Raw genomic sequence first — 14265 nt, 5'->3', positions numbered from 1 at the left:
TTCCAATGGCTCGGAACTGCGTCATGTTTCTAATTAATGTGTTTCGATTAAGCCATAACGGCCATCTTTACGCTTATAAACTACGTTTGTACGATTAGTCTCAGAATTGTTGAATACATAGAAGCTGTGTCCTAATAGATTCATTTGAAGAATTGCTTCTTCACTGTCCATTGGCTTCAGATCAAAGCGCTTGGTACGAACAAGTTCTAAGTCCTCTTCATCGTGATCTACAGTTTCAGTGTTTTCAGAAGTTGCAAATGTAACCGGGAAATCACCTTTTTCTCGGAATTTACGATTAACCTTTGTTTTATGCTTGCGAATTTGGCGCTCTAATTTGTCTGAGATCAAGTCAATGCCGGCATACATATCAATATTTGTTTCTTCTGCTCGAAGAACCAAATTTGGAAGCGGGATGGTAACCTCTACTTTGGAACTTTTATCTTGATTGAATCTTAGATTCACATTTACCTTAGCTTCAGGTGCTTCTGTGAAATACCTTTCCAATTTAGAAATTTTCTTTTCAACGTAATCTCTAATTGCTGGAGTTACCTCAATGTTTTCACCACGAACGTTATAATTCATTTGTGGACTCCTCCTTTATATTCCTATGTATTACATTTCTATTTTGCCCTTTGATAATCCTGCTAAATCAGAATTAAAGTTTTGTCGAAATTTTGACAAAAACGCAGGGAAAATAGTGACAACCAAACCAAGATATCGGTAGAAGCTTTTTAAAGGATCCTACATCTTTAGTCTATTATTATCAGGGACAATTTACCACCTTTATGTCTTAGGAATAAAGTACTGAGATGAATAATGACTGGAGGAGAGTATGCATGGAACAACAAGAAAGAAAGACACTCGCATGGCATGAAACATTAGAACTCCATGAACTGGTAGCATTTCAATCTGTGGGCTTAATGAAGTTAAAATTAATGTATAGAAAGGTTCCTGACCAAGAGCTTAAGGAAATCTATAATAAATGCATCCATGAGCTTGAACATAACCTTGGTGAGCTATTAAAGTTTTATCCTTCCGCTCCTGGTTACCAAGGCAGGGATGACGAAGATGACTTTCGTGAGGATGTTGGTTTCTATGCCGGTGACCTTCTAAGTCTTTCCAAAGCCTTAGTCCGAAATTTGTCTGTGGCAATTACGGAAACGGCGACTCCAGCTTTACGAAATGTGTTAACGAAGCAATTAAACGCGGGTATTAAAGGACATGAACGAATTTTTAATTACATGTATAAACATGGCCTTTATCCTTCATATGACTTAGGCCGCCTGCTTGGACTTGATATCGAAAATGCCCAAAAAGCCATAAGGATGAAGTATAAATAATGTTCAACGTGCGAGCGTGAGGGATTGGATACCTTTCGCTCCCGATTTTTTTAACAGCTTTGCAGCATGCCTAAGTGTTGAACCAGTGGTATAAATATCATCAATCAGCAGAATACTTTTTCCTATTACTTCAGTTTGACGTTCGACTTCAAAAACCTGTGGAATATGAATTCGTTCCAATCGTGATTTTTTCGATTGTTTTTCTGAATGTATACGGGTTAGCGGCATTGTGGGGGTTAAACCTGACTCATTCAACAGCGCTTCTGCCTGATTAAATCCCCGCTCATACAGACGCTCACTACTTAAAGGAATTGGTACAAGTAAATCCGGCTGTAGCTGGCTAATTAGATCCTTTATTTTTTCAGCAAAAATTATCGCCAATATATAATCACCACGATATTTAAATGTAGCCATTACTTCCTTAAAAAAATCGTTATACAGATATATGGAGTGATTAGAATCAAGATAACCCTTCCAATCTTCATCCTCCTCCCAGCGTTTACAGTCATGGCACAGCTCACCATGGCGAAACTTTTCATCTAAGAATTGAAACGGGCGGCTACATACCCTGCATTGTTCTCCTTTAATTAAGTGAAATTTCCCCTCACAAGTTGGACAGAGATTCATCCCTTTTTCTTCTGAAAAAATGGCTTTCCACCCTATTTTAGGCTGGATGATTTCATGGCATATTAGACATTGAGCTTGAGAGAATAAATTCATCCGTCAATTAGCCCCTTTCTCACTCCTTCACGATTCATTGCAGTAATTTGTTTTTGTGCCTTTTGCATTGCTTCCGTTTTTCCATAATGAAAAAATGTAACTACTCCATTAGGGAACTCCTTACTCCTTCCTGCCCTGCCGGCAATTTGAACAAGTGCGCTTTCAGTAAATATGTCATCCTCCGCACCAACAACGGCTACATCGATGTTGGGAAATGTTACACCACGTTCTAAAATCGTGGTGGTTAGTAATAAAGGAATCTCCTTATTTCGCATTTTTTGAACCTTATTTTTACGGTCTGGATCCTCGGCATGGACAGACTCAATCTCAGGAGCTAATTTTCGGAGGATCGGGAGGGCTTTTTCCATTAAGAGGATATGCGGAAAAAACAATAAAGCCTGCTTATTATTTTCAAGCCGTTCTTTTATCCAGTTTAGAACATTTGCAGGCAGCTTCTCTTTTTTTAATTGTTTTTGCCAATTGCCACACCATGTGAAGGAAGGAATGGGAAGAGGATGACGGTGGAATCTGGCTGGGATCGTGGTAAAGGCTCTTTTTCCTGTTCGGCACTCTCTTTGCCATTTTTCATTGGGTGTGGCAGTTAGGTAAATCATGGCTGATATTGGCTTCCGGGCATGAACTGCAGCATACTGGAGAGATTCCTCCGCTGTATACGGAAACGCATCGACTTCATCCAAAATAATCGTATCAAAGGCGTGGTGAAACCGTAGCAGCTGATGGGTAGTGGCAATTGTAAGCGGGGCATAAAGGTGGCGGTCCTCACTTCCGCCATATAGAGAAGCAACACTAATGTCAGGAAAGGCTGTTTTCAGCCGCGGTGTAAGCTCTAGGACTACATCTGTTCGTGGCGTGGCAATACACACTCTTCTTTTGGCTCTGAGGGCAGATTCTATTCCAGCAAAAAGAACCTCGGTTTTTCCAGCACCACAAACAGCCCACACAAGCAGTTCTGTCATGTTCCTCACTGTCTCTACTACTCTATTCGATGCCGTTTGCTGACCAACCGATAACTGGCCTTTCCACCCAAGAATATTTTCAGGCAAATGGTGATTTGGAGCTGGACCGTTCCAGCCAAGTAAAGGGGTACATGCACTAATTCGCCCCATCATCAAGCACTTACGACAGTATAAGCATATTTCTCCGCATCTGGCACATGGAAACCTTGCAAACCAATTCTCTGCCATGTTACCACAACGAGAACAAATGGGGTGATTTCTTCTATAATCAATCCCTTTACGATAAGTAATATAGCCATTTTCATAATGTTTTTGTATTTCTTCAAGAGGGAAAGGGACGTCATCCATCAGGAGTTGTTTGCCTGTGAGAAGCAGCTGTAGCTTAAGATTGTAGGGAAATGCAGGGGTTAAAGGAGGCTGTGGAATGGTTGGGATTTGTGAGATGGGAAGTGAGTTTTCACTATCTCTTAAGGGAACTAATAAATTGTCTTTTACAAGAAAACGCACGAAAAGCACCCTTTCTTTATTCTTTTTGACTTACACTTTAAAAAATTCAACAAGGCGTATCAAATTACCTGCCCTTGTCGAATAATAGTAGGAAATTATCCAGAGCATAGGTGAAAAGCCAGGCTGATCTTAGCCTAGCTTCTCCATAAAAACTATTTTTTCATCCAGCCAAGGCCCATGGCACCTTCTCCTAAGTGAGTTCCAATCACAGGGCCAAAGTAGCTTACCATGAATTCAACGTTTGGATACAATGCTTCGAGCTCTAACTTCCATTCTTGCGCTTCTTCTTCACGGTTAGCATGGATAACCGCGGCTTGGTAGTGCTCACCGCTGGCAGCATCTTCTCCTAACAGATCAACGATACGTTTCATTGCTTTTTTCCGGGTGCGGATTTTCTCAAATGGGACGATGACCTTATCTTCAAAGTGAAGAAGGGGTTTTACTTGAAGCAGACTGCCGATAATCGCCTGTGCACTAGAAAGGCGTCCACCACGCTGTAAATGGGACAGGTCGTCCGCCATAAAATAGGCACGTGCTGTTTTTTTCAATTCCTCAAGACGGGACATGATTTTATCGCTGTCTTCACCATTTAAAGCCATTTTTGCAGCTTCAATCGCATATAATCCCTGTGGCATACAACTTATCTCCGAATCGAAGGGATACACCTTAATATGTTCCACCATTGTACTTGCTGTTACAGCTCCAGCAAAAGTCCCGCTAATCCCACTGGAAAGGTGGATACTGATGACAGCGTCATATTCTTTAGCTAATCGCTCAAACAACTCGACAAACTGTCCGATTGGAGGCTGTGAGGTGGTTGGAAGATCTTTCACCTTCACTTCTTGATAAAATTGTTCTGCTGTAATATCCACTTCTTCCTGATATACCTCGCTAGCGAAGATAACATTTAACGGGATCATGTGAATATTCCATTTATCGCGTAATTCTTTGGGTATGTAAGCGGTACTATCCGTAACAACTGCCGTTTTCATAATGAAACCATCCTTAAATATATGTTTTGTTCTATTCTATCTAAAAAACAATGAAAAAAACAGAGGGCACGCCCATTTCTAGAGCGTGCCCTCCCTATAAAAATTATCGAACCTCAACCCAGCCGTTTTTAATCGCTACTACAACAGCTTGTGTACGATCGTTAACGTTCATTTTTTGTAAAATATTACTTACATGGTTTTTTACCGTTTTTTCACTGATAAATAAAGCTTCCCCAATTCCACGGTTACTCTTACCATCAGCCAGCATTTGCAGTACTTCACATTCGCGGCGTGTTAACAGGTGAAGCGGGCGTCTTAATTCAAGCGTTTGAACAAAGGCACCGCCGCCAGAACGTCCTGCAGTCAGCTTGCGATATTCATTTACTAAATTATGAGTTACCTTTGGATGTAAGTAGCAGCCGCCTTCAGCTACAACCTTGACCGCCTCAATTAGAGCGTCGGCATCCATTTCCTTTAGTAAGTACCCTCTTGCCCCGGTTTGCAGTGCATGAGTCACATAATTCTCATCATCATGAATCGATAAGATAATAATTTTGGTGTCAGGAAATTTTTCAGAAAGCTCACGTGTAGCTTCAATTCCATTCACGTTTGGCATATTTATATCCATAATCACTACATCAGGATTATAAGCATTTACAATCGTTATCGCATCACTTCCGTCATCACCTTCGGCAACAACCTGGAATGCTTTTTCAAATTCTAGTATTCGTTTAACCCCTTCTCTAAATAGCTGATGGTCATCGATAATCGCAATCTTCGTCATCATTTATTTCCCCTCCTGCTCCAATGTATTGCATACTTTTAGTTTAAGACGGTAATGGAACGACAATAAAAACGGCTGTTCCTTTTCCTATTTTTGATTCAAACGTAATATTTCCTTCAAGAAGTTCTACTCGTTCTCTCATTCCTATAATTCCAAAGGACTCAGGCTTTTTTTGATTGGTATCAAACCCAGAGCCATTATCTTTAATTAGAACCGTTAATTCATTCTTGGTCATTTCCAGTCTGACTTTTATTTCACAAGCATTGGCATGCTTTAATGCATTTTGCACCGATTCTTGAATCAATCGGAAAAGACCCACTTCATATTTAGGAGGAAGCCTGCGTTCTATACCAACGGGAATAAACTCAATTTTAGACTTGTTATGATATTCTTCGATCGTTTGTAAGTATTTTCTGAGGGTAGGCACTAGGCCTAAATCATCAAGCGCCATCGGTCGAAGATCATAGATAATTCTTCTAACCTCATATAGGGCAGCTCGAACCATTTTTTTGAAGCTTCCAATCTCTTTAAATGCTTCCTCTGGCCCTTGCTCTCGATAAACACGGTCAACCAAATCAGATCTCATAATAACATTAGCTAGCATTTGCGCAGGACCATCATGAATATCTCTAGACAGTCGCTTTCGCTCTTCTTCTTGGGCTTCGATAATCTTCAAGCCAAAGTCCTGTTTTGCTTTTGCATTCTGTAATTCTTCACCCATAAGTTTTAAGTCACTCATGAGATAATTCATGACCACTGAGATTTGCGAAATTAACTGGTCTGCACGATCAATCGTTTCATCCAGCCCCAGCAGCCTCCGTTCGAGGTCCGCTCGTTTATCCAATAGTTGTTTTTTATATTGCCAATTGATTGAAAGGTCCATTTGGAGCTGATGTGCTTTTTCATAGGATTCCCTGACCTCAGCTTCAGTGTATGCTTTAAAATTCATACTAAGCTCTGATAAAGTTAATCTAGCCTTGAGTACTAGTTCTTCTAAGCGTTCCTCTTCGGCATTCAATTTCACCATCATTTCTTTAATGGTGCGTAATTCAGATGTCATATCTTCATAGTCTTTTCGGCATTGCTCACTTATTTGAAAGATATCACTTTTACTGCTCGTGACCGTTTCAATCATCTCTTTACGTATTTCATCAATCGATTTCACATTAATCTTCTGAATTTTCGCCATGCTCTCCTCCAGAGACCTTTTTTCTAGTTTAACGCGAATTGTAAGTTTTTACTATCTCTAAGCATTAAACCAAAAAATTTCCCAACTGTATAGTGCCTAAGTAGTATAATGTATATTAACAAAACTACTATTTTAAGAAAGTGGATTTTCACTATTTGAACATTATTTATTATAACACGGGAAAGTTATTTCTATATTAAAGTTATATTACACCGGTGTTTATTTTATATTATTTTAAAAGATTATGGAGGAAGAGTACCATGCTATCTCGGTATTTTACGGTTAGGCAGGAAGTATCTGAACATGAAATTATCATTCAAAAGTCGCGTTTTATTGCCCATATTAAAAGAGCAGAAAATGAAGGGGAAGCTCAAGAATTTATCCAAACTCTAAAGAAAAAATATTGGGACGCTAATCATAATTGTTCAGCATATTTAATAGGTGAAAATGACCAAATTCAAAAAGCGAATGATGACGGTGAACCCAGTGGTACTGCCGGCGTACCAATTCTTGAAGTATTGAAAAAAAAGAAACTAAAAGATACAGTGGTCGTCATTACCCGCTACTTTGGAGGGATTAAGTTAGGGGCAGGCGGACTGATTCGGGCCTATGGGAAAGCAACATCTGAAGGTTTACAAACAACAGGTATTGTTGAAAGAAGACTTGTTCAAGTTATTCACGTAAAGATTGACTATACGTGGCTTGGGAAGGTTGAAAAAGAACTTCGGGAGTCTGAATACATTATTAAGGAAATTCATTATCTGGATATTGTTGAAGTGGAAGTATACGTAAATGAGGACCAAGTGAGTGTGTTTGTTGATTGGTTAACTGAACTTACAAACGGACAAGCAGACCTTAAAAAAGGGGAAACGGATTACTTGGAAGTTTTACTCTAGAAAAAAGGGACTGACTCAAATGCCACAGTTTGTGCCATTTTGAGTCAGTCCCTTTTTTATGATCGGTCTTTGGCTGTAGTAATTCCAAACATCCGCAATATTTTTAGTAATGGTCGGTAGTTACTCCCAACCAAACCAATTTTTTCAGCAATAAATTCCATTAATAAAATTAGCAGGCAGATTAAGAAGATTGAGACGCCAATTCTCGCATGAGAAAATATAACAGCCACTAGACCAAAGAAGGCAGCCATAGCATAGATAAGTAACACCGTTTGCCTATGGGAATAACCAAGCCTTAATAGGCAATGATGCAAGTGTGATTTGTCAGGAGCAGATAAAGGTTGATTATTAATAATCCTGCGCAAAATTGCAAAGAATGTATCCGAAATCGGCACGCCGAGTATAATAACCGGGATGATAAAGGAAATAAATGTAACGTTTTTATATCCAAGCAAAGAAAGTACAGAAATAACAAACCCTAAAAATAACGCTCCGGTGTCACCCATAAAAATACTGGCTGGATGGAAGTTGTAAAAAAGAAACCCAAGTGTACTAATTAATACAATTGCCCCAACAATAGCCACATATAAGCTGCCTTGAAGAAGTGCCATTCCGGAGATCGTGACCAAGGCTATCGAGGATACACCAGCTGCAAGCCCGTCTAGGCCGTCGATTAAATTAATCGCATTCGTAATCCCAACGATCCAAATAATCGTAAAGGGAATACTTAAATAACCAAATTCAAGCTGTCCGCCAAACGGCAAATTGATAAAGAGCACTTGAAGATCACCTAAGAAAACAACTGTAGAGGCAGCAGCTAACTGTCCTATCAGCTTGTACTTAGCAGGAAGCTCAAATAAATCATCACAAATACCCGTAAAAACAATAATGATGCAGCCGATTAGGATTGCCGTTGAAGCAGGGTTTTCAGGTTGTAAAAGGAGCATACCAATGAGAAAACTGATAAAAATCGCTAACCCACCTAAACGGGGCATTGTTGACTGATGAACCTTTCGGCGATTTGGTTTGTCCGTAGCGCCAATGAGAAAAGCTAACTTCTTTACCAATGGAGTAATTAAAATTGAGATGGTAAAACATACTATCAAGGTTATAAAAAGCATAGTGAACCTCCTCGATAGTATCTTGTCCATAAAGTTAATTTCAAAAACACTATATGTTAGTAAATCACAGGAAAAAACAAAAAGCCTAAAACTGGGTTTTAGACTTTTTACACGATAAACCATTATCTGTTTTTAACATTAACTGGTTTGAATCCTTTTAGAAATTTCAGAAGTGGCTTATAATCCTCACGAATGAGTCCTATGCTCTCAACCACTAGCTCTATCGTAATTAACAGGGCTATGATCACGATAATTGAACCCCAAACCGTTGCTTGTGAGAATATGAAGGCAGCTAAGCCGAACAGGGCAGCCATAAAGTAAATTAACAAGACAGTTTGACGATGAGTAAACCCTGACTTCAACAAGCAGTGGTGGAGATGTGATTTATCAGGTGCTGATAATGGCTGCTTGTTTACAAGTCGGCGAATAATAGCAAAGAATGTATCAGAAATCGGAACACCAAGAATAATTATTGGAATAATCAATGAAACAAACGTAATATTTTTATAACCTAGCAATGACAATACAGAAATGATATAGCCTAGGAATAGGGCCCCTGTATCTCCCATAAAAATTTTCGCGGGATGAAAATTATAGATTAAGAAACCAGTTGTACTCGCAGCAACTATTAACGCCATGATTGCAACATAAGGAGTACCTGTTATAAATGACATTCCAGCAATTGCAACTAAGGCAATCGAGGAAACACCTCCAGCTAATCCGTCCAAACCATCAATAAGGTTAATGGCATTGGTAATCCCAATTATCCAGATCATCGTTAATGGAATACTTAAGTAGCCAAAGTCAATGATACCACCAAATGGAAGGTTAATAAATTCCACCTTCAAACCACCATAAATGACTACCACAGCGGCAGCGGCAATTTGTCCAGCTAGTTTTACTTTTGGAGATATTTCCTTCACATCATCAAGCATTCCTGTCAAGATAATAATAAAGCCTGCAATTACGATTGATAGATGATATTCTCCCAACAATTCATCAGAAGGATTAATGATTAGAATACCAATCAAAAAGCTTAAAAAGATGGCTAATCCTCCCAAACGAGGCATGATACGTGAATGAACTTTTCTTTGATTTGGTTTATCTGTTGCTCCAATCTTAAAGGCTAGTTTCTTTACCAGCGGAGTGAGTAATATTGACGCAAAAAAACAGATAGCTAGAGTAATATAAAGCATATGCCCCTCCAAGTTTTACGTATCTCTATTTTTATACTTTAATAGTTTGATTTATTTTTTATGATATCCTAATGGATTATAGCATAGTCCATTATAGAAATAAACTAGGATATACGACAATTATCTACGTTTTAATAGGAATGAAATATAATTGAAAACACAATAACACCATTGTAATAGGGTTGGAAGCGGATTCTTCATTTTAAAAAAAGTCACAAGCATGACAAATTACAACATTTATTTTATCATCTTCCACCTTTATAGACGATTAACCGTTTCATTACGTTACACGAATGTTCCCTCTTTCACAAAAAAAAAACCCCTTTCTTTAGAAAGGGGTTTACAATTTAATCATTAGACGTTTGATTCTGCTAAATAGGCAGCAAGTGCCTCTTTCCAGTCGCGCAGAGGTTGGAGTCCCTGCTGTTGAATCATTTTCTTGCTTAAGACTGAATATTTCGGACGTGCAGCCGGGCGTGGAAATTGGTCGCTTGTTAGTGGATTCACAGTAACATTCATATTAGCCTGCTTGAATATTTCAACTGCAAATTCATACCATGAACACACACCACTATTCGTAGCATGATAAATTCCATACTTATCGGTCTCCATTAATTCAACCATAAACTTGGCTAGATCGACTGTATAGGTAGGTGAACCAACCTGGTCATGAACGACACCGACTTCTCCTCGCTCTTTGCCAAGGCGAATCATTGTTTTCACAAAATTATTTCCATATACTCCAAACACCCACGCTGTACGAACAATAAAAAATTCATCAAGGTGCTTTTGTAAAAGCTGTTCGCCAGCCAGTTTCGTTCTTCCATAAGCACCTAGAGGTTGTGTAGGCTCATCAACCTCATATGGCTCATTGGCTGTACCATCAAATACATAATCAGTGCTAATATACATCACTTTAGAGCCATTCAGCTTCGCTGCTTTAGCTAAATTTTCTGTACCTGCTGCATTGACTTGATAGGCAGCATCTTCGTTCTCCTCTGCAGCATCGACATTCGTGTAGGCCGCACAGTGAAGAATGACGTCTGGTTTCACTTTGCTTATAAAAGCTAGAACGTCCTCTTCATTAGTAATATCTAATTGCTGTCGGTCGACTCCGAACGCTTGATGATTCTTACGCTCCAACTCAAAAAGAACATCCTGCCCCAATTGACCAGCTGCACCTGTTACAACAACCTTCATTATTCTACCTCTAATCTGTCGCCATACTGGGATTTTACATAATCCTGATATTCACCAGAGATAATATTTTCCCACCACTCACGATTATTCAAATACCAGTTAATCGTTTGTTCGATACCAGTATCAAAATTATACTTTGGAGACCATCCAAGCTCAGTACGCAGCTTCGTTGCGTCAATCGCGTAACGACGGTCATGACCAGGGCGATCTGTAACAAACTTCATTAGTGACTCTGGTTTATTTAGATGCTTTAGAATCGTTTTAACAATCTCAATGTTTGTACGTTCATTATTCCCGCCGACATTGTATACTTCTCCATTACGTCCTTTGTGAAGGACAAGATCAATTGCCTGGCAATGGTCCTCAACGTGAAGCCAATCGCGAATGTTCAATCCATCTCCATAGATAGGAAGTTCCTTATCATGTAAAGCATTGATGATCATCAATGGAATAAGCTTTTCAGGGAAATGGAACGGACCATAATTATTGGAGCAGCGCGTAATGTTTACAGGCAGACCAAAGGTTTCATGATAGGCACGAACAAGAAGGTCAGCACCAGCCTTACTTGCACTGTATGGACTATTTGCTGCTAATGGTGTCTCTTCCGTGAAATAGCCTGTCTCACCCAAAGTACCATAGACCTCATCTGTTGAGACCTGAAGGTATTTTGTCACTCCAAACGTCTTTGCTGCATCAAGCAATGCCAAAGTTCCTTGGATATTTGTCTGAACGAAAATACCAGGATCTGTGATACTGCGGTCAACATGTGATTCTGCAGCAAAGTTCAGCACATAATCAAACTTCTCTTCATGAAAAAGTCCATTAATAAATTCACGGTCAGCAATATCTCCACGAACAAATTTATAGTTAGGAGCATTTTCAATGTCCTTAAGGTTTTCAAGATTTCCAGCATACGTTAACAAATCAAGGTTAACAATTTGATAATTTGGGTATTTATTTACCATGTAACGGACAAAATTGCTGCCAATAAAGCCAGCGCCGCCTGTAACTAATAACTTCATTGTAATGCCTCCTATTTCTCAAACACAAAATTTAGATGGGTTGCAGCACTCAATGTTGGGTGCTTTGTATCTTTTTCAGAAAGAATTGGATTCGTTGTTGGCCAATCGATACCTAATTCTGGATCATTCCAGAGAATACCGCCATCATGCTCTGGCGAATAATATTCATCGACTTTATAAGCAACAGTGGTGTCAGGTACCAACGTGCAGAAACCATGGGCAAAACCCTTTGGAACGAGCAGCTGACGCTTATTATGCTCACTTAAAATTACCCCAACCCATTGTCCATATGTAGGTGAACCGCTTCTAATATCAACGGCAACATCATAAATTGCCCCGGTTACACAACGAACAACCTTTGTCTGTGCTTTAGGATTTAACTGAAAATGCAAACCGCGCAACGTCCCGACTGGAGCTGAAAGGGATTGATTATCTTGAATAAAATCAAAATTTAATCCTAGTTCTTCAAAAATATTTTTATTATAGCTTTCCATAAAGTAACCACGATGGTCACCAAAAACCTTTGGTTCTAAAATTTTCACACCCGAAAGTTTCGTCTCAATCACATTCATATTTTATACCTCATTTCAATCCTTGAGTTGCTACTTTTACTAAGTATTGACCATATTGATTCTTCATTAATGGCTCTGCTAACTCTAATAACTTATCTTTTGTAATATAGCCCATTTTATATGCAATTTCTTCTAGACAGGCAATTTTTAATGACTGCCGTTTTTCAACTGTTTCAATAAATTGGGATGCCTCTAATAAAGACTCGTGAGTCCCAGTATCTAACCAAGCAAAGCCGCGGCCTAGCAATTCTACATTTAGTTCTCCCATATCAAGATAGGCTTTATTTATGTCTGTAATTTCAAGTTCCCCACGTGGAGAAGGCTGGATGCTTTTCGCAATTTCCACTACTCGATTATCATAAAAATACAAACCTGTTACTGCATAGTTTGACTTAGGAACTAAAGGCTTTTCTTCTATCGAAATTGCTATGCCTTCCTCATCAAATTCAACCACTCCGAAACGCTCTGGGTCATTTACGTAATACCCAAATACGGATGCACCTGTTTCTCTTGAAGCAGCTTTTCTTAATAGATCCGTTAATCCATGACCGTAAAAGATGTTGTCTCCTAGAACTAAAGCAACATTGTCATCTCCGATAAATTCTTCTCCAATTAGGAATGCTTGCGCTAATCCACCTGGATGCGGCTGAACTTTGTAAGAAAAATTCATTCCTAAATCGGATCCGTCACCAAGAATTTGCTCAAAACGCGCAATATCTTCAGGTGTAGAAATAATTAATATATCCTTAATTCCTGCTAACATTAAAACAGATAGTGGATAATATATCATTGGTTTATCATAAACCGGTAGTAGTTGTTTGGATACTACTTTCGTCAAAGGATAAAGCCTTGTGCCGCTGCCACCCGCTAATATTATTCCCTTCATTTTCAGTTCTCCTTTACTATTCATTAAGTTAAATCATTAACGTCTAAGCATATTCTTATATATAAAACCCCTCAAAGCGTTGGGAAGAATTCTGACAGAACCTCTTAATAAAACATTCCTTAAGAAAGTACCTTTGTCAATAAAGTTCATTTTCAAAAATTCTTTTTGGAGTTCTAGCTCTTTATTGAAATACTTTAACCCGCCGCGTCTATTAAACATGTCCGCGCCTGCACGTGCATATACTAAGACTTCTGGTATATTCATAAATTTTATATTACTATTCAACATTCTTCCCCATAGAAAATAATCTTCATTCCACATTAATGTTTGATAGCTTCCTGCTTTCAAAACGGCTTCCTTCCAATAAACCACGGTCATGTGATTTACCGGACATCGTGTTTTAGCATATTCTCTTATTTCCTCATATTTTGAGGGGACCTTTCGGATTGATTCTATTTTATTAGGGCTTTCTTCAAATTCCCCAATCCAAGAACCAAGGACTTTAACGTCAGGGTTATTTTCCAAAAAATTTATTTGTTTTTCAAATCTCTCCGGATGACATATATCATCACTGTCCATTCTAGCGATAACATCATAACTACATTCTTTAATACCTATCTCTAAAGCCTTTCCTAACCCCATATTCTGTTCGAGCTGTACATATTTAAAAAGGTCAGGATGGGCATTTTTATATTCCTGTAATAAACCATATAATTCATCAGTTAGTTTACCATCCAAAACAATCACGATTTCGTTTGGCTTTAATGTTTGCCTTAATAAACTTTCAATTGATTCTTTTAAAAATTCCGGTTTTTCTTTAAAATATACCGACATTAGAACTGAGAAGTTCATTGTTTCATCTC

15 protein-coding genes are annotated in these 14265 nt (G+C 38.7%); 2 read left to right on the top strand and 13 right to left on the bottom strand.

Going from position 1 to position 14265, the window contains the following annotated elements; genetic code table 11:
* Positions 1-33: 33 nt before the first annotated feature.
* Complete coding sequence (gene hpf / locus QFZ31_RS25145; RefSeq protein WP_307308290.1) at positions 34-582, bottom strand: ribosome hibernation-promoting factor, HPF/YfiA family; 549 nt, start codon at positions 580-582, stop codon at positions 34-36.
* Between the two features lie 254 nt (positions 583-836).
* On the opposite strand from hpf, the gene QFZ31_RS25140 reads away from it, so the two are divergent.
* Positions 837-1340 (top strand): spore coat protein, encoded by a 504-nt coding sequence (locus QFZ31_RS25140; RefSeq protein WP_307308287.1) that lies wholly within the window; start codon positions 837-839, stop codon positions 1338-1340.
* A gap of 3 nt (positions 1341-1343) precedes the next feature.
* On the opposite strand, the gene QFZ31_RS25135 is transcribed toward QFZ31_RS25140, so the two are convergent.
* The 5 genes from QFZ31_RS25135 to QFZ31_RS25115 form a co-directional block, all read right to left on the bottom strand.
* Positions 1344-2060: a ComF family protein gene (locus tag QFZ31_RS25135; protein ID WP_307308284.1), complete on the bottom strand. Its 717-nt coding sequence runs from the start codon at positions 2058-2060 to the stop codon at positions 1344-1346.
* Entirely contained in the window at positions 2057-3544 is a 1488-nt protein-coding gene (locus QFZ31_RS25130; RefSeq protein WP_307308282.1) for a DEAD/DEAH box helicase, read from the bottom strand. The genes QFZ31_RS25135 and QFZ31_RS25130 overlap by 4 nt, the downstream gene beginning before the upstream one ends.
* A 152-nt stretch (positions 3545-3696) precedes the next feature.
* Complete coding sequence (locus QFZ31_RS25125) at positions 3697-4536, bottom strand: DegV family protein (protein WP_307308281.1); 840 nt, start codon at positions 4534-4536, stop codon at positions 3697-3699.
* Between the two features lie 103 nt (positions 4537-4639).
* A complete protein-coding gene (locus QFZ31_RS25120; protein ID WP_179595460.1) occupies positions 4640-5320 on the bottom strand; it encodes a response regulator in 681 nt (226 codons plus the stop codon).
* 43 nt (positions 5321-5363) lie between these two features.
* The gene (locus QFZ31_RS25115) at positions 5364-6509 is read right to left on the bottom strand and encodes a sensor histidine kinase (protein WP_179595183.1); all 1146 of its coding nucleotides are present in this window, start codon (positions 6507-6509) and stop codon (positions 5364-5366) included.
* Between the two features lie 260 nt (positions 6510-6769).
* Between QFZ31_RS25115 and QFZ31_RS25110 the strand changes: the two genes are divergently transcribed.
* Entirely contained in the window at positions 6770-7405 is a 636-nt protein-coding gene (locus QFZ31_RS25110; protein ID WP_307308275.1) for a YigZ family protein, read from the top strand.
* Between the two features lie 56 nt (positions 7406-7461).
* Here QFZ31_RS25110 and QFZ31_RS25105 read toward each other — a convergent pair whose 3' ends face one another.
* From QFZ31_RS25105 to QFZ31_RS25075, 7 genes are all read right to left on the bottom strand, one after another.
* Complete coding sequence (locus QFZ31_RS25105) at positions 7462-8526, bottom strand: glycosyltransferase family 4 protein (protein ID WP_307308271.1); 1065 nt, start codon at positions 8524-8526, stop codon at positions 7462-7464.
* A gap of 122 nt (positions 8527-8648) precedes the next feature.
* Positions 8649-9722 carry a glycosyltransferase family 4 protein gene (locus QFZ31_RS25100; RefSeq protein ID WP_307308269.1) on the bottom strand — a complete coding sequence of 358 codons (1074 nt, stop codon included), beginning with the start codon at positions 9720-9722 and terminating at the stop codon, positions 8649-8651.
* A gap of 354 nt (positions 9723-10076) precedes the next feature.
* A complete protein-coding gene (gene rfbD, locus QFZ31_RS25095; RefSeq protein WP_307308266.1) occupies positions 10077-10922 on the bottom strand; it encodes a dTDP-4-dehydrorhamnose reductase in 846 nt (281 codons plus the stop codon).
* The gene (gene rfbB / locus QFZ31_RS25090) at positions 10922-11944 is read right to left on the bottom strand and encodes a dTDP-glucose 4,6-dehydratase (protein WP_307308263.1); all 1023 of its coding nucleotides are present in this window, start codon (positions 11942-11944) and stop codon (positions 10922-10924) included. The genes rfbD and rfbB overlap by 1 nt, the downstream gene beginning before the upstream one ends.
* Positions 11945-11955: 11 nt before the next feature.
* Entirely contained in the window at positions 11956-12516 is a 561-nt protein-coding gene (gene rfbC / locus QFZ31_RS25085; RefSeq protein ID WP_307308260.1) for a dTDP-4-dehydrorhamnose 3,5-epimerase, read from the bottom strand.
* Positions 12517-12526: 10 nt separating this feature from the next.
* Positions 12527-13402, bottom strand: a complete 876-nt coding sequence (gene rfbA / locus QFZ31_RS25080; protein WP_307308258.1) for a glucose-1-phosphate thymidylyltransferase RfbA — start codon at positions 13400-13402, stop codon at positions 12527-12529.
* Between the two features lie 36 nt (positions 13403-13438).
* Complete coding sequence (locus QFZ31_RS25075; protein WP_307308255.1) at positions 13439-14254, bottom strand: glycosyltransferase; 816 nt, start codon at positions 14252-14254, stop codon at positions 13439-13441.
* Positions 14255-14265: the final 11 nt, after the last annotated feature.

The organism is Neobacillus niacini (assembly GCF_030817595.1).
Lineage (GTDB): Bacteria > Bacillota > Bacilli > Bacillales > Cytobacillaceae > Neobacillus > Neobacillus niacini_G.
Note: the sequence above shows the minus strand (reverse complement) of the source record. Positions and strands in the feature narration are given on the sequence as shown.

Bases quoted from the DNA above. Each gene is read 5' to 3' on its own strand.
- hpf (WP_307308290.1), bottom strand. From the start codon at position 582: ATGAATTATAACGTTCGTGGTGAAAACATTGAGGTAACTCCAGCAATT.
- QFZ31_RS25140 (WP_307308287.1), top strand. From the start codon at position 837: ATGGAACAACAAGAAAGAAAGACACTCGCATGGCATGAAACATTAGAA.
- QFZ31_RS25135 (WP_307308284.1), bottom strand. From the start codon at position 2,060: ATGAATTTATTCTCTCAAGCTCAATGTCTAATATGCCATGAAATCATC.
- QFZ31_RS25125 (WP_307308281.1), bottom strand. From the start codon at position 4,536: ATGAAAACGGCAGTTGTTACGGATAGTACCGCTTACATACCCAAAGAA.
- QFZ31_RS25120 (WP_179595460.1), bottom strand. From the start codon at position 5,320: ATGACGAAGATTGCGATTATCGATGACCATCAGCTATTTAGAGAAGGG.
- QFZ31_RS25115 (WP_179595183.1), bottom strand. From the start codon at position 6,509: ATGGCGAAAATTCAGAAGATTAATGTGAAATCGATTGATGAAATACGT.
- QFZ31_RS25110 (WP_307308275.1), top strand. From the start codon at position 6,770: ATGCTATCTCGGTATTTTACGGTTAGGCAGGAAGTATCTGAACATGAA.
- QFZ31_RS25105 (WP_307308271.1), bottom strand. From the start codon at position 8,526: ATGCTTTTTATAACCTTGATAGTATGTTTTACCATCTCAATTTTAATT.
- QFZ31_RS25100 (WP_307308269.1), bottom strand. From the start codon at position 9,722: ATGCTTTATATTACTCTAGCTATCTGTTTTTTTGCGTCAATATTACTC.
- rfbD (WP_307308266.1), bottom strand. From the start codon at position 10,922: ATGAAGGTTGTTGTAACAGGTGCAGCTGGTCAATTGGGGCAGGATGTT.
- rfbB (WP_307308263.1), bottom strand. From the start codon at position 11,944: ATGAAGTTATTAGTTACAGGCGGCGCTGGCTTTATTGGCAGCAATTTT.
- rfbC (WP_307308260.1), bottom strand. From the start codon at position 12,516: ATGAATGTGATTGAGACGAAACTTTCGGGTGTGAAAATTTTAGAACCA.
- rfbA (WP_307308258.1), bottom strand. From the start codon at position 13,402: ATGAAGGGAATAATATTAGCGGGTGGCAGCGGCACAAGGCTTTATCCT.
- QFZ31_RS25075 (WP_307308255.1), bottom strand. From the start codon at position 14,254: ATGAACTTCTCAGTTCTAATGTCGGTATATTTTAAAGAAAAACCGGAA.